Annotated in this window: 17 protein-coding genes; 10 read left to right on the top strand and 7 right to left on the bottom strand. The window is 42.9% G+C overall.

Annotated elements, in window-relative coordinates; all coding sequences use genetic code 11:
- Nucleotides 1–208: 208 nt before the first annotated feature.
- The 5 genes from CCC32_RS01385 to CCC32_RS01365 form a co-directional block, all read right to left on the bottom strand.
- Entirely contained in the window at nucleotides 209–1,762 is a 1,554-nt protein-coding gene (locus CCC32_RS01385) for an IS1182 family transposase (RefSeq protein WP_287071731.1), read from the bottom strand.
- 274 nt (nucleotides 1,763–2,036) lie between these two features.
- Entirely contained in the window at nucleotides 2,037–2,906 is an 870-nt protein-coding gene (locus CCC32_RS01380; protein ID WP_287071729.1) for a hypothetical protein, read from the bottom strand.
- Between the two features lie 94 nt (nucleotides 2,907–3,000).
- A complete protein-coding gene (locus tag CCC32_RS01375; protein WP_287071727.1) occupies nucleotides 3,001–4,251 on the bottom strand; it encodes a hypothetical protein in 1,251 nt (416 codons plus the stop codon).
- A gap of 151 nt (nucleotides 4,252–4,402) precedes the next feature.
- Nucleotides 4,403–5,566, bottom strand: a complete 1,164-nt coding sequence (locus tag CCC32_RS01370) for a VWA-like domain-containing protein (protein WP_287071725.1) — start codon at nucleotides 5,564–5,566, stop codon at nucleotides 4,403–4,405.
- Between the two features lie 41 nt (nucleotides 5,567–5,607).
- Nucleotides 5,608–6,705 (bottom strand): AAA family ATPase, encoded by a 1,098-nt coding sequence (locus CCC32_RS01365; protein ID WP_287071723.1) that lies wholly within the window; start codon nucleotides 6,703–6,705, stop codon nucleotides 5,608–5,610.
- 67 nt (nucleotides 6,706–6,772) lie between these two features.
- Between CCC32_RS01365 and CCC32_RS01360 the strand changes: the two genes are divergently transcribed.
- The gene (locus tag CCC32_RS01360; protein WP_287071389.1) at nucleotides 6,773–7,753 is read left to right on the top strand and encodes an IS982-like element IS1187 family transposase; all 981 of its coding nucleotides are present in this window, start codon (nucleotides 6,773–6,775) and stop codon (nucleotides 7,751–7,753) included.
- Here the strand turns inward: CCC32_RS01360 and CCC32_RS01355 are convergent.
- The gene (locus CCC32_RS01355; RefSeq protein WP_287071720.1) at nucleotides 7,750–8,508 is read right to left on the bottom strand and encodes a hypothetical protein; all 759 of its coding nucleotides are present in this window, start codon (nucleotides 8,506–8,508) and stop codon (nucleotides 7,750–7,752) included. The two genes, CCC32_RS01360 and CCC32_RS01355, sit on opposite strands and share 4 nt — an antisense overlap.
- Before the next feature lie 81 nt (nucleotides 8,509–8,589).
- Nucleotides 8,590–9,504 (bottom strand): ATP-binding protein, encoded by a 915-nt coding sequence (locus CCC32_RS01350; RefSeq protein ID WP_287071718.1) that lies wholly within the window; start codon nucleotides 9,502–9,504, stop codon nucleotides 8,590–8,592.
- A 106-nt stretch (nucleotides 9,505–9,610) separates the two neighbouring features.
- On the opposite strand from CCC32_RS01350, the gene CCC32_RS01345 reads away from it, so the two are divergent.
- From CCC32_RS01345 to CCC32_RS01305, 9 genes are all read left to right on the top strand, one after another.
- Nucleotides 9,611–10,051 carry a hypothetical protein gene (locus tag CCC32_RS01345; protein ID WP_052484576.1) on the top strand — a complete coding sequence of 147 codons (441 nt, stop codon included), beginning with the start codon at nucleotides 9,611–9,613 and terminating at the stop codon, nucleotides 10,049–10,051.
- Nucleotides 10,052–10,083: 32 nt separating this feature from the next.
- Nucleotides 10,084–10,695, top strand: coding sequence for a DDE-type integrase/transposase/recombinase (locus CCC32_RS01340; protein WP_287071714.1), 612 nt, complete (start codon nucleotides 10,084–10,086; stop codon nucleotides 10,693–10,695).
- Complete coding sequence (locus CCC32_RS01335) at nucleotides 10,695–10,967, top strand: integrase core domain-containing protein (protein WP_052484684.1); 273 nt, start codon at nucleotides 10,695–10,697, stop codon at nucleotides 10,965–10,967. Before CCC32_RS01340 ends, CCC32_RS01335 begins: the two co-directional genes overlap by 1 nt.
- 525 nt (nucleotides 10,968–11,492) lie before the next feature.
- Nucleotides 11,493–12,758 carry an AAA family ATPase gene (locus CCC32_RS01330; protein ID WP_287071711.1) on the top strand — a complete coding sequence of 422 codons (1,266 nt, stop codon included), beginning with the start codon at nucleotides 11,493–11,495 and terminating at the stop codon, nucleotides 12,756–12,758.
- A 9-nt stretch (nucleotides 12,759–12,767) separates the two neighbouring features.
- Nucleotides 12,768–13,466, top strand: coding sequence for an RloB family protein (locus CCC32_RS01325; protein WP_287071709.1), 699 nt, complete (start codon nucleotides 12,768–12,770; stop codon nucleotides 13,464–13,466).
- A gap of 15 nt (nucleotides 13,467–13,481) precedes the next feature.
- Nucleotides 13,482–15,302, top strand: a complete 1,821-nt coding sequence (locus tag CCC32_RS01320; RefSeq protein ID WP_287071706.1) for a KAP family P-loop NTPase fold protein — start codon at nucleotides 13,482–13,484, stop codon at nucleotides 15,300–15,302.
- The gene (locus CCC32_RS01315) at nucleotides 15,302–16,114 is read left to right on the top strand and encodes a hypothetical protein (RefSeq protein WP_287071704.1); all 813 of its coding nucleotides are present in this window, start codon (nucleotides 15,302–15,304) and stop codon (nucleotides 16,112–16,114) included. The genes CCC32_RS01320 and CCC32_RS01315 overlap by 1 nt, the downstream gene beginning before the upstream one ends.
- Nucleotides 16,102–17,511 carry a Qat anti-phage system QueC-like protein QatC gene (qatC, locus tag CCC32_RS01310; RefSeq protein WP_287071703.1) on the top strand — a complete coding sequence of 470 codons (1,410 nt, stop codon included), beginning with the start codon at nucleotides 16,102–16,104 and terminating at the stop codon, nucleotides 17,509–17,511. The genes CCC32_RS01315 and qatC overlap by 13 nt, the downstream gene beginning before the upstream one ends.
- The gene (locus CCC32_RS01305; protein ID WP_287071702.1) at nucleotides 17,508–18,194 is read left to right on the top strand and encodes a TatD family hydrolase; all 687 of its coding nucleotides are present in this window, start codon (nucleotides 17,508–17,510) and stop codon (nucleotides 18,192–18,194) included. The genes qatC and CCC32_RS01305 overlap by 4 nt, the downstream gene beginning before the upstream one ends.
- Nucleotides 18,195–18,220: the final 26 nt, after the last annotated feature.

Here is an 18,220-nt window from a genome sequence, read left to right as displayed (position 1 = left end):
AATTTACTGTTTTCTTTTCACAATCCATCATTTAAGGAGGGTGTGTCATAATTGACTATGGTCATTTATGGTTCACCCTCCTTTTGTATATCGTTTAGCGAGAGCAAAACCAAAGTTTTTTATTTATTTTTGTTATATGGTGCCCCATTGTCTTAAAATTGCCATCCAGACACTCTACGAAACAGAAAATATGGCAAACACAGGCCCATTATACCGCCTTTTTCAACTTTCTACACATTTTCTTCAGATTGAAGGCAATGGCAAAGAAGGCAAAGTCCATTTCGACCTTGTCTTTTCCAAAATGTCTGAATCGTTTGTAGCCGTAGTCAGCCTTCATCTGCCCAAAGACCGCCTCTGGTTCGATGCACCTACGACCTCGATGCTTTATTCCATCCTCAGATGTCAGCCTTTCTGATGCTTTGCGCTTGTATTCCTTCAAGCGGTGATTGACTTCTATGACTCTGTTGCCTTTAGCCTTGAAACAAGATCCTCTAAGCGGGCATCCTTCGCAGTTTTGGGCTCTGTACCTTACGCTTTCCGTCTGGTATCCATTTGCTGTCTTGTCGAGCTTGGTGCCAATGCGTTCCATGTGCTGCCCCATCGGGCATACATAATAGTCTTGTTCGGCATTGTAGAAGAAGCTGTCCTGATGAAATGGACTTGGAGCATAGTGCATACGCTGCTCCTTGTGGAACATGTTGTATTTGACGTAGGTCTCGATACCGTTCTCCTCCATAAAGCGGTAGTTTTCCTCAGAACCGTAGCCAGAGTCAGCAACCTCAGTACTTGCCAGATGTCCATAGCGTGCAGCAAAGGAGTACATGAATGGAATGTATGTCAGAGTGTCTGTGGGATTGGGGAACAAGGCGTAGTTGAGAATGAACTGATTCTCGGTGCCTATCTGCAGATTGTATCCAGGTTTGGTCTGTCCATTGTTCATCGCATCCTCCTTCATGCGCATGAAGGTGGCATCGGGGTCCGTCTTGCTGAAGGAGTTTCTCTTGCCGAGCGTTTCCTTCTTCTGTTCATAATCTGCAAGAGAGACCGCCTTTTTCTCTATCTCCTTTATCTGCTTCTTTTTCTCACGCAGTGCTTTCTTCGCCTCTTTTGCCTGTGGCGCCTCTTTCGATAACTCCTCTTTCAGACGTGATGTTATCTCGCAGATAATGGCTGGGGTTATCTCGATTGACTCGGTCTTGATTGCATTGTCCTGGGCTATAGCGTCGTCTACCTGAGACAGGAGCACGGCAAGCTGACGCTTGAGCTTGTCTATATTGCGTTCCACGTTCTTGCGCCAGACAAAGGTGTACTTGTTGGCCTTGGACTCTATCTTCGTGCCGTCGACATACTCCACATCAAGTGTGATAAAACCTTTCTCTGCCAACAGAAGAACCAACTGTGTGAACACGTTTGAAATCTCGTCTTTCACACGGTTGCGGAAGCGGTTGATGGTGATGAAGTCAGGCTTGTTGTAGCCTGCAAGCCAAATAAAGTGGATATCGCGTTTTAGCAATTCCTCTATGCGGCGACAAGAATAAATATTGTTCATGTAGGCGTAGATGATCACCTTGAGCATCATACGGGGATAGAATGCATTACGCCCTTTTACATGATAAAGTTTCAATATGTTGCTGATATCAATCTTGTCAAGCACCTTGTCGATAATGCGTACTGGAGCGTCATCGGCGATATCTTCGTCGATTCTTGAAGGAAAAAGCAGGATTTCCTTGCTTAGATTGGGAATAAATTGTACCTTTGACATATTAGAAATTTCTTTCCATAAAGGTACAAAAAAAATATGGAATAGCAAAGCCCGAGCTTGTGAAAGTTCGGGCTTTGTGATATTTTAAAAGAGGGTGTGAATTTTGACACACCCCCTTCTTTATCAAAATTTGGCTCATTTTTCTATTTTTTGTAACTTCGAAAGACGATTTTTTCGGTTTTTTATCGGTCAATACAAGGCACATAGTCTAACTTTATTTTACCCTTGTAGCTTTCTGCTGATATGATGATTTCTTTTTCCATTCTGTTCTTCGTTATTTGCCTGACTCAATTGTTGTCTTGATGTTCTTTATTTGCCTACTTACAGGGTCTGCTATACTTTTTAGTGTCGACCAGTGGACATGGACTGGATTTGCATCCCTACTTCCATAATGCTGATGCTTGCCACTCGCAGGACAGTAGGCGCTCAGTTCCCAATACCCACCAGCACTAACATGACCGGCAAACTGGTAGATGAAGGCTGTTTCTCCAGATTCAGGACAAACAAACTTGAACTCATCGAATTCCCAACAGCGTACGAGTTCTGCTACGGTCACATCCTTGTTATAAACACAAGCACCAAGACCACCAGCACTGAAATGTGTTATCTTCTGAGCGAACTCAGTTGGGTTGGCAAGTATCTCAAGTCTATGATTAAACACGTTTTCGATAGTCATCTCTTTCTTTGATTCAGCATTGTCTTGCCAAGAACCAAAGATGAACTCGCGGATAATGTTGCTATCATAACTGGTAATACCTACCATATCTGCTATGGAATTGTTGTAGTATGTATCGTACAACTCACGGATTTTCTTACACTTTTTTGAAATCTCCTGCACCTTGTCATTGAAGGTACGACCGTCTATTTCATTCTTAAGCTGGAGGCGCAACACATGTTTCTCGTTTTGCAGCAGTTGCAGTTGTTCGCTCGCTTTGTCACCACGTTTCTTGCATTCTTCCTTAAAAGCGGTGAGACGGTCAATGTTCGCCTTAATGAAGACCTCTTTGTACTGCACCTTCAAATCTTCCACATGTTTCTTCTGGAATTTCTCCTCACGGTCTAACTCCAGAATGTGTTCTTCTGTTGCCTTAATGTCTTCCGCAATACGCTTTGCTTCAGCAATGTAGTCTTTCTGTTCTTCCATTGATAACAAATGAATAAGATTGATTTTCAAAGTGCAAATTAATATAATTATAGGGAGAAAGGCGATTGTGACATACGTATAACAATGACTCTTGTCAGATTATGAGCTTATTTACAGGGTAATCTACATCATCTGCTCTCTTTTCGGAATTGAATGTGGTGCAATAGAGTTCACGGATGGCAGCGTTGATTCTCATGACGACACGATTGGATGGAAGTAGCGGGCAACATATTACACGTTTTTTCTTGTATGAATACTGCACTACGGAGAATGGCTCGCCGGAATTATCGTCATTGAGGAGTTGTCCCATGGAATAATTGTCACCCGTCAGAAAGTACTGCTGTCCATCATCGACAAGTGTGTTACGCAGTTCCGGTATCATATCGTTGATACGGTTAATGGTGTTGATGATTGCGGGTGCGCATCTGTCTACATCATTGAAATACACTCTACAAACGGTACTTGCACCGCTGATTTTGAACCGCATCAGAAAGTATCCATTCATGGATGGCACAGCCTGTCTGTTGATGAAGAAACTGATATGTCTTTGATGAAGATGCGATTCTACTTCTACCTCGAAATCCTGATGAAATTCAACCGACTTGATGATGGCTTCAAACTTCAGTTGCTTGATACGGATAAGATGACGCATCTTTTCCTCTTTGCGCTTTGCTTCCTCTCTTTGGCGGTCACGCTCATCGCGTATCTGTTTGCATTCGTCAACAAAGTCACTGAACTCGGTGTACCACAGTTCCATTGGAGGGTCGATATGCAGCGTCCGGCATTCGTCAAGTATCTCTACCTCAGTCGTCTTGTTCTCCCAGAAAGGATTGTCGTTTTCCAGAACCATCTTGCAAGCCTTGAGGTTGTAATACTTGATGCGGAACTTCTCAATCATCTTCTCATCGTCTTTCGCCCATACCGACATCCAGTCTGAGCGGAACTGAAGCATAGCGGACTTCACACGTTCGCCAATCTTTGCCTGTTCCTTCTTGAGTTTGTCATCAGCCACCCATATGTGTTTCCACTTCGGGATGTCACGCTCCAGAGCAAGAATAAACTCAGATAACTGATGAAGGTCGCAAGAGGATATTTTGTTGAATGTCATCTGATATTCACTGTTGTAGGCTATGTTCATCTCCGAAAGATTATCAGGCAGTATTACCGACACGTTATAATATATTAGGCACACACACGAAACCTCTTCCATGATCTTTATCGGTTGCGTAACCTTGCAACGAAGGACAGCGAGCAGTTCCTTGGCAGTATGTGAGTGTTCTTTCGTTTTGTCGGTAACAATGTCATTGAACAGACGCTGGACATTATCAGAAAATTCCTTAATCATATAGTGATTATTTGTAGGTTTTCAACGGCTTTTATGTTTTCTTTACGAGCAGTAAATCTTATTTGTGATTAGCGATGGAAACAATTGACTCAGTACTCGGTATCAAGAACAGGAGTATTCCCTATGGATAACTGAGTTCATGTGTGTTTCGTCAGCTTATATTTTCGATTACACAAACTCTTCCACTTTGTTTCATCCATTGCTCATGCTCCTTAAGTTCCTGCTCGGAGCGAAGCACCCAGCATAGAGGGGTGTGCATGGTTGCAGGGATTGTGGGCTGCGGTGCATAACCATCGGTGTAGATAAGTGCTCCGTCGTACTCTGAATGCTGCGCAACAAAATCGATAAACGGTTGGAACCAAGTACCACCACGGCCTGTCACCTTGATATTCTCAGAAGCTTTGACAAGAGTCTGCACCTCGCCAAGTTCTGTATCAAACTGCACCACATCAATCTGCTGTATGCCATATTGGAAGAATCGGTTGATGGTGGAGTAAAAATTCTGAAGGTCTGCCTTCGAGATACTCCCGCTGCAGTCAACACCGATAATCATGCTTGTGGTGAAGTCATAGCGGCTTCCCATAGCATCGAAACCAGAACGGCGGTTGGGACGCATACGGGTAAGCTTGCGCTTTTGCGAAAGTATGCTTGCACGGAAACCTGCCAGAATCTTGCGATAGTCAACACGAGCCTTGGTGCTTGCAACAATCTCTTCGACAAGTCCACCAGGCAAAGAGCCCCAGGACTTGACATCGCGGATGACTTCGTTGACTTGTGCTGCCATCAACTCATCTTGTTGCCAGTTCTTGGCCATGTCAGTATATTCTTTACCAAACCCTCCATCATTGCATTCGCCTTGTGGTTGAGAGTTTTCTTCGGAGTCATCCTCTTTTTGTCCTTGCCCGCCTAATTTCTGAAGAATCTTCTGTATGCAGCGGGCATAGAACTCATAGTGTCCGTTTGAGGGCAATTTGAAGTCTGACGGTTTATCTATTTCTATCTTCTGAAGGCGGTAGGAATCACCAATGACACAATTGCTTCCTAATGCTCTCGCTGTGATGCAACAGCCATCAGGCTGACGGTCATAAGGGTGTTTAAGCAAAATACGGATGACTTCAATGCGCAGACGTTCCTCAAGTTCCTTGTCTGTAATGTCTGCACACAAGTCGGGATTCACCTCAATGACACCTTTACCCACACGCACATGGCATTCCATTCCACTGTTTTCTGCAACACGATGGGTGCAGAAAACAGAGAAAAGTGCCTCTTCGCTGAGAAACCAGCGTTCAGTTATCTTGGATATTCGTTCTACCATTCGATGGATTGTTTGAAATGGGTTTAATGAAAAGGAGGGAATCAGAGTTTTTCGACAAACTCATTGAGCATATCATAAACCTCGGTGGCATTGACAACCATAAAGACTATTGCCTGCTCATAGGTGCCTTTCTCAAAGATGCTCGTGAAGTTGGCAAGTGCCTCCTTCTTCTTGTTCACACGGAGGAAGTCGATATACTGACCTAGGTTCTTGGCTGCAAGCGTCTTCTCACGCTCGTCAAGTTTAGCATTCTGAAGGAAACGGAATACAGACTCGTTGAGGATGGCAAACTCATGTAACTGATATTTCTCCACAGTCTTCATGGTTTTGTCGTACTTCAGCAGCAAGTCCTTACCAGTAATGACATTACGTTGCTGAGCACTACGGATGAAGGCTGCGGCGGCTCCCGCGCCTACAATGCCTGCTATAACGCGCTTGTGAATATCTTTGATTGTATCTACCTTCTTCATGAGGTCAGATACCTTCTTCCACGCCCGACGGTCAGCACTCTTGTCAAGTCCCTGATAGTCTCGTTTCTTGTCACCGCTGTCACCATCGAGCCACGTTGGATTGTCCTGAATGAAGTTGATGACACGATCGTCAAGACCTGCACCCACAGCCCAGTTTAGCCATTCCTCTACAGTTGGACGAAACTCATAGATATTGAAACGGCTCACGAGCGCAGGGTCAAGGTCGGTAAGCTGGTACTCATCGCCATCGTTGACTGCGGCAATGACACGGCTTCCCTCTGGAAGAACTTTGCCTGCCAGTTTACGGTTCAGCGTCAAGTCCATCACCGTCTGAAGAATTTCAGGACGGGCACGGTTCAGCTCATCAAGAAAGAGAACGATTGGCTTGCCGTCAATAGGAAACCAATACGGAGGAGTGAAGTCGGTCTGCGCTGTCACATTTCCATTTGCGTCTTTCGCTTCTACCTTGGAGGGAAGGCCGATGATGTCGCCCGGGTCACTCATCTGACCTAGGAAGAGTGCAACCACCTTCATTCCCTGACTCTGAAAATAGCTGGTGAGGATTTCAGACTTGCCAATGCCATGCTTGCCTACGAGCATGATGTTCTGCGTCGAAGGGGTGAGATCCAATGTCTCCTTGAGCTCGTTTGTGCTAATTGTTACTGCCATAATATGTTGTTTTTATTCGTTTTATATTCTTGTTACCCGTTGGCGGAATTAATTTAAGTTGATAAATATGAGTAAAAAGTTGTACATATCGCTGATTTTTAGTAACTTAGTAGTGACCAAAACATTAAGTTCGAACCATCGTATGTACAACCTTTATACAAAATTCGTCAAAATACTTGAGATATGCAAGCAATTCTCTGAAAATCTCGTCAATGAATCGGGTAATGTTCCACGTCGTGGTCCTGTTCCCAAGTTTTCGGATTTGGAAGTGGTGGCGCTATCCCTGACGGCAGAGACCGAGAGCATTGATAGTGAGAAGTGGTTGTTCGACTATAAATTGCAAGAGTACAAGGACAGCATTCCCAATCTCATATCAAGGAGACAGTTCAATGACCGCAGGAAGAAAACGTCAGGCCTGTGTGAGGAACTGCGCAAGAGGATTGCCATGGAAATGGATGGCGGAGAGGAACAGTTCTTTGTTGACTCCAAGCCGATAGAGGTTTGTAGGGTTGCAAGAGGAAAACGTTGCAAGATGGGGCGTACCGGCAATTTCTCGCAAGCTCCCGACTTCGGCTTCTGTGCTTCGCAGAATACGTATTATTTTGGTTATAAGTTACACGCTCTCTGTGGGTTAAGTGGAGTTATCCATTCCTATGATCTGTCAAAGGCAAGTGTAGCTGATCTCCATTATATGAAGGATGTAAAACATACTTATCACGACTGTAGCATCTATGGTGACAAAGGGTATATTGGAGCTGACGTACAGCTTGACTTGTTCGAAACCGCACACATAAGACTGGAGTGTCCGTATCGGCTCAACCAAAAGGACTGGAAACCAACATTCATTCCGTTTGCAAAGGCAAGAAAGAGGATTGAGACAATATTCTCTCAACTTACAGACCAGTTCCTGGTCATCAGGAACTACGCGAAAATAACGAATGGTTTGTTTGCCAGAATCATTGGCAAAATTAGTGCACTTACCATTCTGCAATACGTAAACTTCATTAACGACAAGCCCATTGGCAGAATTAAGTATGCACTAAATTAATTCCGCCAACAGGTTCTTGTTAGTTGTTTGGATTTGGGCGAACAGAAATTTGTAAGGATATTTTTTCTGTGTGCTTCGATAAGAATCTTCAGACTTTCTATTTGAGGCGGTAGTTTCTCCTTGTAGGAGCCCCACCATGCATCAAGAAATACTCCGAGACGGCCTTTAGGTAGAGTCACCCTTATTCGTGCCCTGCGTTTCTGCTCAATGATTTCATACTTGATGTCGGTATAGTCCTCCATTGCATCCGTGAATATGGCTCTAATAGCGAGGAGTGCCATACGGTTGCCTTTGGCTTTCTTGCATGCTTTGTTCAGGACGTCATTCCAACCTTCCATATACCTGTCTATATTTAGTTTCTGGCGTATCATCCACAATGCTATGTCTTCTGCATTGTATGACTTGAGATACACGGTAGTCAAGTTCTTCTCGTTAATGGTGACTTGCAAGGAAGAGCGATTGCTCTCTGCAAAGAGTGTACAGTTGGGCGATAGCTTGACAATAAGTCTCTGGGTTAAGAATTTTGTCCCACTTGCCATCTTGAGTTTGAAGTCATCCTTGTCTATGACTTTGTTACCGATAAGGTTCATGTGAATGTCTGATGGTGAAGGTCCTTTCTTAACAAAGGAGCGCTCTGTCCCAAGATCGTTCATCATATTCATCATGAGGAAAAGATCAAGAGCGTCATCATTGTTCTTGCCATCTTCCAGAACTCTGCGAATGTTGTTGTTAATCTGTTTGTTTGAGTACCTCATAAACTATATCGTGAATTGTCTTGTTTTCATTAAGTGGTGGGTTGGATAATATATACTGTCTTTTACTTTCATCCATGTTTATTAGCTATTATTTGTTGAGAATCCCACTATGGGCCTACGGTTTGACTCAAGTTTTTCCTGCTTGGTGAACTTGCGTATGGTGTCAATGTCGCTTTCCTTACCTGTAAGGATGTATTCCATTGTAGCCTTACGGGCTATGTTTTCAATCTCGCCACCTGTTACATCAAACTCATGTGCCAGCGACATCGCTTCCTTCACATCAAGGTTTTCCAACATAGATTGCCAGATATGAGCCTTAACTTCCGTGCCAGGTTTCTCAAACTTCACCTTGAAGATGAAACGACGCTCAAAAGCTTTGTCGAGGTTAGTGATGAGGTTCGTAGTCACAATCATGATGCCTTGTATTGTCTCCATCTCTTCAAGCAGAATGTTCTGAAGAGCATTCATCATTTGTTCTGTGCCATGTTCCACATTCTCTATGCGCTTTCCAAGTATGGCATCGCCCTCGTTAAGCAGAAGGATTGGTGTTACTTCGCTGTTTTTGCAGCATTGACGGTAATCTGAGAATATCTTCTTCAGCTTAGCCTCACTCTCACCAACATGCTTGTCCTTGAAGTCAGTCACCTGAACCTGTATGATGTCACGTCTGGTCTGACGCGCTAATTCATAAACGGTGGCTGTCTTGCCTGTGCCAGGCTGACCGTGAAGGAGCACACACACACCAGTTCTCATGCCTTTGCTCTTAAGGCGTTCTTGTATGATTGGCAACTGTTCCTGTGAAAGTATGCCGCGAAGACGTTCAACCTGTTCTCCTTCTTCCTTATTATAAAAGAGAGCCTTGGCGGTGATATCTTTATAAGACTTGACTCCATCCATCTGCGGTACATGTTTATCGGAATGGTCGAGAGGACTGAAATCTGCAAGTATCTCATTCTTGAGATGTGACGTGGCAACATACTGATTAGTTTCTGCCATACCATTCACACACTTGTGCTCGATAAGGTTTTCTCGGAACAGAAGATGGGTCCCCTGACTTACCCTAAAAAAACTTGACACTTTTGGATGCCTAAAACAAAAGTGTATGAGAACAAAAGTAAAACGTGAAAGAGATCGTGTCCTAAATGAAGCGACAGGTCAGTATGAATGGGTATGGGTAGAATCCACTCGCTACATTCATGATGAAGAAGATCGAGTACTTGCTGCACTTGATTTCCTTAAAGGCGAGAATACGCCTGAGGAATTAGTTGAGAAACATCATATTTCCAACATTCAGGTGCTGTTTTCTTGGGTAGGTCGTTATCTTTCTGAAAATCGTTTAGTATCTTTGCAGGAGAACAACGATGACACTATGGCAAACAAAAGTAAAGACGAGCAGATCAGAGAATTGAAAGCAGAGCTCAAGAAAGCAAGAAAAGAGGCAGAACTAGAGAAACTACGTGCCCATGCCTACGACACAATGATTAACCTTGCAGAAGAACGATTCAATATTCCAATAAGAAAAAAATCTGGCACCAAACAGTAAGTCTGCTCCGCGAAGAGTCTTCACCAGCATCGATGAATACCCTTTGCAGGCTGTTTGGTTATAGCAGACAGTCGTTCTACAACCGTGAAGATCCAGACAATGACTTTGTCGATAATGCCTTAGAAACCATGATAGTGGAGAAGGCCAGAGAATACCGTAAGGCTAACCCTGGACTTGGTTGTGCCAAACTATACCTCATCGTCAAACGCTTGTTTGAATCCACTGATCGTATGCCTGGACGAGATGCGTTCATAGAATTGCTCCGTGCCAATGGATTGATGGTGCAGTTGAAAAGACGTCGTCACTACAAGACAACTGACTCCAGTCATCATTACCACAAGTATGACAACTTGATAAAGGATGTGGTTCCCATGCGACCTAACGAAATATGGGTCAGTGACATAACGTACATAGAAACAACTGAGGGTGTGTGTTACTTGTCGCTTATCACGGATGCCTATTCTCATAAGATTGTGGGATGGGCAGTAGGACCGACCTTGGAAACCATATACCCATTGGAGGCACTGCGTATGGCACTGGCAACAATTGACGATGAAACAGCATCCCGTCTCATCCATCATTCTGATAGAGGAAGCCAGTACTGTAGTGCTGCATACGTTAAGGAGCTAAAGGCACAAATATAATGATAAGCATGACCCAAAGCGGTGATCCTCTCGAAAATGCCATTGCAGAACGCGCCAATGGCATCATCAAAACAGAATGGCTCTACAAGATGAGCATACCGTCAATAGAGAATTGTAAGGAAGAACTGACTCGTATCATACGTTTCTATAATACAGAACGTCCGCATATGAGCATTGGATACAAGACTCCCGAAACGGTACATACAGAAGTTGGAGAACAAAAAAGGTGTTGGTGCAATCCATGGAACAGACCTGCTGCCACAGGCAGCTGATAGGTTTTTCTTAGCCATACAGCATCTCCTAAAATAATGGGCGCTGCCCCGAAAGACAACGCCCATACCACTATTTCAGTGTGATGCAGAAACCTATTGCTGGCGAGTTGCTCCTCAGCAGAGCTCGCTTCCTCTTCGGCTTCTGACAGCAAAATTACGAAATATTTTTATTTCTTGCACTAATCAAAGGAATAATCATTAACTTTGCAATTGGAATGCGAGAAGGTAGTAAAGCAAATCAGTTTACTGATGAAATCTTGTAAAACAAATCAGTTCAACTAACAGAACTTGTAAAGTAAAACAGAGAACTGAATAAAAGTAGTAAACCTAATTAGTTAATCGCATCCAATTCTGTCAACTAATTTTAGGAATAGTCAATCAAAACACAAAAACGTGTATTTTTTCGCATTTTTGACCATTTTAAATATGTAATTTTGTTAAATACGCTTGAATTTTGAGATTTTTTCTCATATTTTACAACCTGTATCGAAAAATAATTGTATCTTTGCACAAAAATATTGAGATATGCTAGTTAATTTCACAGTTAAGAATTATCGCTCTTTCAAAAGGGAACGTACCTTTAGTATGGAGGCGAGTTCAATAAAAGAGCACAAAGAGTCTGTAATCAGCGAAGGTAAGTATAGTTTACTTCCGCTGGCAATTTTTTATGGTGCGAATTCTGGTGGCAAGAGTAATTTCATTCAGGCCATATCTACTATGCGAAGCATGGTCAGACGTTCTGTGCGTTTGAATGAGGGTGATGCGCTACCTTACGATCCTTTTGCATTGGATGAAAACTCTGACTCACAACCTACTTTGTTTGAGATACAGTTTATAAAAGGTGGGGTGCTTTATCGCTACGGTTACGAATACGACAAAACTGACATCATATCTGAGTGGTTGTATGAGAAACGGTTTGGCGAGAAAGAATACGAACTATTCATGCGCTCACGAGACATCATTGAAGTGTCAGCGAAAAGATTCCCAGAAGGTCAGGGAAAGGAGGATTTAACCAACTCGAATCGTCTCTTCCTGTCACTTGTTGCCCAACTGAAGGGTGAGAAGTCCAACTCGATAATGGGGTGGTTCGGTGAATGCAATGTGCTATCTGGAATAGACAGCGAAGGCTACGAAGCCTTTACGCTCAGAATGTTTTTGGAACATTTGAACGGAGCAGATCAGGCTCAAGAGTTCTTCAAGACTCTGCAACTGGGCTTTACTCGTTTCTCCGTTAAGAAAGTAGATATTCCTAAGGAGGCATTGGATAGTGCTCCCAAGTCGATAAGGTCACAATTGGAAAAAGACATAGCCACGGGTAGTTTCGTCGAACCGATAACTACTCATAATGTCTATGATGAGAATGGACTTGTGATAGGTGAGCGTAATTTTCACAAGAACCAGATGGAGTCAGAGGGAACAAAGAAAGTGATAGAGATTTCTGGGCCTATTTTTGATACTTTGAACGAGGGCAAGACGCTGATTGTGGATGAACTGGATGCAAAACTGCACCCACTACTGACGCGAAACATTGTACTCCTGTTTATGGATCCAGAGAAAAACAGGCATGGAGCACAGCTTATCTTTGCTACACATGACACAAATCTACTCGATTTGGAGATTGTTCGTCGTGACCAAATTTGGTTTGCAGAGAAGGACAAAGTGGAGTCTACCGACATCTACTCGCTTGTGGAGTTCAAGGATGAAGACGGGAAGAAGGTTCGTAATGACCGTGATATCAAGCGTGACTATATCCGGGGCCGCTATGGTGCCATACCTTTCATTGGAAAATAAAGTGATGCTATGGGATATTCAAGAAAAGAAGAAATCGCAAAGCTGAGGCGGGAACGCAAAGAAGCCAAGGCTGCCAAGAAACGCAAGGAGAACATTCGCGAAAAACTAGTGCGTTTTCTCATAGTCTGTGAAGGTACGAAGACAGAGCCGCACTACTTCGAGGCTCTTATCAATAATTGCATCTCAGCCGTTCGCGAGGTGACGATTGAGGGCGAAGGCCGGGCAACAGTTGCTCTGGTGGATAGAACGCAGGAAATCAAAGTGGAACTGGAGCGGAAGAATGCCATGACTTTTGACCGCGTGTGGGTCGTTTTTGATAAGGATGACTTCGAAGACTTCAACGAAGCCATCAAAAAAGCCCATAAGTTGGGCTTCCACAGTGCATGGACGAACGAAGCCTTTGAACTATGGTACTACCTGCACTTTGAATACCTTGATACAGGCATCAGCCGCTCTGCCTATATTGAGAAACTCGAAGAAGTTTTTAGAAACAGAATGGGTGACGAAACCTTTAAGTATCGGAAAGGCAACCCTGATATATACAGCCTACTCCAGCAGTATGGCCGCGAGGATCTGGCTAAGCGCTTTGCCCAGCAGCTACGTGCATTATACACTGGCATCGACTATGCAACCCATAAGCCTTGCACGATGGTTGACAAGTTAGTGGAAGAACTGGAGCACCCGGAATTATTGTTAATAAAGAAATAAAGGAGATTAGAAGATATGTGGGCAGACAATGAGACAAAAGATGACCTGCTAGGTTATCAGGTACATGCAGATTTGCTACGTGACGTAGTTCTTGACCCTAAAATGCTTCCAATTTCTATTGGTGTGTTTGGCGATTGGGGGTCTGGAAAGAGTTCCCTTATGCTTTTAATGCAGGAATCCATTGAGAAATGGAGAACTGAAACTGAGGAGGCAAACAAGGTAGGGGGTGCAGCGAAGAAGAATGCCAGAGTGCTTCAAATCATGTTCAACAGCTGGCAGTTTGAGGATTATGAAGATACTAAACTCACGTTGATAGAAACCATACTGAGTGACGTAATAAAAGATATTGAAGACCACAGAGATGTTTTTGAAAAAGCAGATGCATGCCTCTCAAAAATCAAATACCTCAAGTTGGGCGTAGTTGTTCTCAAAAATTTAGCTCGGAAGATTATTCCCAAAGAGATACAAGAGCTGCTGCCAAATAAAGAGGAGTGGAAAGAAATAAGCAAGGAAGACCAAGACCTGCTACTGGATGAGGTAAAGGAGGCTAACTCATCGCTCTTCATTAAGCGATTCAGAGAAGATTTTACCCAAATTATTGCAGACGGCGACTACCGTTCAGTTGTTGTGTATGTTGACGACCTGGACAGATGTTCGCCAAAGCGTATTATTCAATGTCTTGAGGCTGTAAAATTGTTTGTGAATGTTGATAAGACGGCATTTGTTATAGGTGCAGACCAAAGAATTATAGAACATGCTATCCACGAGCAATACAAGACACCACTACAACAAACAACAATATCAAGCCCGTATTCTGATTATCTGGAGAAACTGATTCAACTACCCTATAAGCTTCCCAAACTGTCATATTCAGAACAGGAAACCTACGTAACGCTGCTACTTTGCAGTAAGATGGAGAACGAAAACTTGTTCCCAACTATACACAAGAAGTACCTGAAGTTCCGAGAGAAAGACAAACACAGCAAGTATGGTTTGGACAAGATTGAAAAAGATAACCCCGAAGTGAATTTTAGTACGACCAGTGGCTATCTCTCTATTATTCCCATTATGGCCAGTTTCCTGAACGGCAATCCACGCCAACTTAAACGATTCCTCAACACATTTGATATGAGACGAAGAATGGCTGGTGTTGCAGGATTCAGGGAGATAGCCCCTGAAATGTTGGTCAAGCTCATGGTATTGGAGTATAATAGCCAACTAAGGCAATACATTGATGATCTGTATTCCAAACAGAAGGACACAGGATTCATAAAGGGTATGAAGAAAGTGGAGGAACAAGCCGAGGCTGGCGAAGTGAAAGAAAACGGATGGAAAGATTTGTGGAACACGCCGGAAGGAAAGCGATGGCTATCCACAAAACCATCATTAGCCCAGAAGAATCTCAGAAACTATTTCTGGATTTCACGAGAAGCATTACAGGTGGCAACACCAATTGAAAGCAAAGTATCAGCTCTGGTACAGGGCGTTTATGACAGGCTCAAAATGAGCCAAACCGATAAAGCATTGAGCGAGAAGATTTGGAACGAGACGAATAGGTTTACCAAAGATGAGTTTTGTATGTTGGTGATGTTGTTAAACCAAGAATTGATGGCAAACCCCGAGAGTGAAGTCGTGCGAAGGTTTGTTGATGTAGATAAAGACAATAAGATATTTCAAACAGTACTAGATGTCAAAGACCTTTTTGAGGGAGTTGATACTGGAAAACTAGGACCAGAGTACAGCGATTTCTTGAAGAGAAAGAGCAATGACGCTGCTTGTAAAGCATATATTGATGGTCTTAATTTGAGTCAGCCACTAAAAAATGCAATGAAGTAATGGGAACATCACAGGGATTGACTTTGAAAAAAACTCCGCAGTGGTCTTCTGCTAAAAGAGCGATGACGGGGTTGTTGAATGACTTGGAGAATGATGCCAAGCTGGAGAACTTTATGCTGAAGTTCTATCAGGCACTTGGTAGTGATGGGATATACATTGGAACCACAACATCAGGCAGCAGTAGCGGAGGAACCAGTACACGAGGCAGTGGCGGAGGTGGAAGCTCATCCCGCGATAGCCGTGGGGGTGGGTCAAAAGGACGTCGTTCATTTGGAAGAGCTGGAGCTTCTGCAGCAACGAATATGCTGGGCTTCTTTTCTGACGTTCGAGACAATGGCCTGTCGCAAGCCATAGAACTTGCCAACACGGTTGGAGTTGAGGTTCCGCAATCACCAAGAGAACTGATCAATTTCTTGTGTGGATTGTCGTCGGTTGATACGGATGCTGACTTTGATTCTGAAGCTGCCAATGCTGCTCAACGAAAACTGCTATCGGAGATTTTTAAGTCGTGTGAAAACTTGACAGATGCAGAGGAAATCATAAAACAAGCAAATAAGGATACTATTGATGCTTGGATTATTGATTTTGAGGTCAATTACATTATCGAGTTTCAAGGTTCTTTGTTTCAGAGCCACATCTTTGATAAAGCCCAAGACCCAGACAAAGTGGCCGGACAGATAAGAAGGTGGCTTCATAGTAAACTTGACAAACGATTGTCTGACGAAATGAAACACATTAACCTTTTTTCGGAAGAGGGGAAACGATATGTTGAATCACTCACTGCTAAAATATTAGATATATGGAAGCAGTAAACATCACTATTAAATACGAGCCTGCCGCAACGACAAGAGAGTTTGGACATTATATTCTTTCGTTCACAGGACTTGAAGGAACACAATACTCTGTAAAACTGAAATTCGGTTTTGATGAGCTAAGGAGTATAGCACAGGATACGAGTTCCATTGCGTTTGATTTCCTAGTTTTCTCACTATCTGTCTATAATGCAGACCGTGTTATAAGCAGGGCGCTATATTCGGAAGAAGGATGGTGCAGAAGGATGAGATTGTCGGTGCCGGTGCTTCATCTTTCTGAAATGAATAATTCAAAAGAGACGCTGACTTCGGCTTTGAATTTCCTGACAGGAGATGATTGGGAGTTGAACTTCAAGCAGGCTGAACCCTATTTGATTGATCAAGAACTGCTTTTAGTTGACCGTTCGGTATATGGACGAGTCTCACTATTCTCAGGAGGGCTAGATTCATTGATTGGTTTTGTGGATGGCTGTGCTTTGTTAGAACCAGATAAAAAGATACTTCTGGTGTCACACAAAGAACTTGGCAAGGAGTGGTCAGACCAAGTAAGAATATTGGATGACTGCAAGAAACACCAGATCCATACGGGTAAGTATGAGCAACTATTAGTCAATGCTGGTATTAACAACCAAGGATGGATTAGCCAAAGGGCAGTATGCGAAGGAACTTTTAGGGCACGCTCCATCTTATTCATTGGGGCTGGAATATATTGTGCTCATGCCATTAATCCGCAGATGCCGCTGATTATCCCTGAGAACGGGACAATCTCACTCAATATCCCTCTTGACCAAGGACGACGAAGTGCTTGCAGTACGAGAACAACACATCCTGTGTTTTTGAAGAGACTACAAGAGGCACTTGCTCTTATGGGTATTAACAACAAGTTGGAGAATCCTTATCAGTTGAAGTCTAAAGCAGATATGATGATGGATTGTTGTGAAGACTCTGCAAAGAAGGCTGCTTTGGCGGTGCTGTATAAAGATTCATGTTCTTGTGCTAAAAGGTCACATAAAAAATCGTGGAAGCGAAGGAGGGATAAGAATGGTAAACCTATTCTTCATTGTGGTTTCTGCCTGCCTTGTATCTACAGACGTGTTGCTCTGGATGCTGTGGGCTGGGGAAAGAAGGAACCAGTTGGTGTAAATGTATTTAATGTTAATGAAATCGGGCTTTCAAATCCAGAAATTAGAAAAAGCAGAGACTTTAAAGCCTTGCTCTATTTCTTGAGGAAACGATATAACAGGGATACCATAGAGGGTGAACTCATTGCTAATGGAGTGTATGAGAAACAGGAATTAGAAGAATATACCACATTCTTATTGAATTCTTACAACCAAGTAAAGGCATGGGTCGGTAAATATGGCAATGCCCAAATAAAACGTCTTGCTGGCATATGATTATTGACACGCATTGTCATTTTGATATGATGTCTCAACCAGAAGCCTACATTAGGCAGAAGGAACAGGCAGGTGACATCGTGATTGGTATGACCAACCTGCCATCGCATTTTGAAATGGGGCTTCCACACGTGAAAAGATATAAACATATCCGATTAGCTTTGGGATTGCACCCATTGTTGGCATCAGAAAATAAAAATGAGTTACCTTTGTTTGATAGTCTTCTTGACCAAACATCCTATATTGGAGAAATTGGATTAGATTTCTCAAAAGAAGGATTATCAACTAAAGAAGATCAAATCTCCACGTTGAGGAAGTTGCTGGAAAAGTTAGAAGGCAGGAAGAAAATAATTAGCGTTCATTCAAGGAAGGCTGAGAAGGAGCTGTTCGATCTTTTGTGTGAGTACAATATTAATAATGTAATTTTCCACTGGTATTCTGGCCCTATTGACTTAATACCTTCTATCATTTCAAAAGGTTATTATTTCTCTATTAACGAGGCTATGACGATATCAAAAAATGGTCGTACAATTATCAAGGAAATCCCACGAAGTAGAATACTTACAGAATCAGACGCACCATTTAATAACAAAGTGGATATTAAGGAAGCGCAAATTAACATGCAAATTACTGAGAATGAAGTCAAAAACAATTTTATGGAATTACTTTCTAAAATCAAATGAATTATGAATGACATTATGGTGTAAGA

The organism is Prevotella sp. LMAG:51, assembly GCF_008680225.1.
In the GTDB taxonomy this organism is placed as follows: domain Bacteria; phylum Bacteroidota; class Bacteroidia; order Bacteroidales; family Bacteroidaceae; genus Prevotella; species Prevotella pectinovora.
Note: the sequence above shows the minus strand (reverse complement) of the source record. Positions and strands in the feature narration are given on the sequence as shown.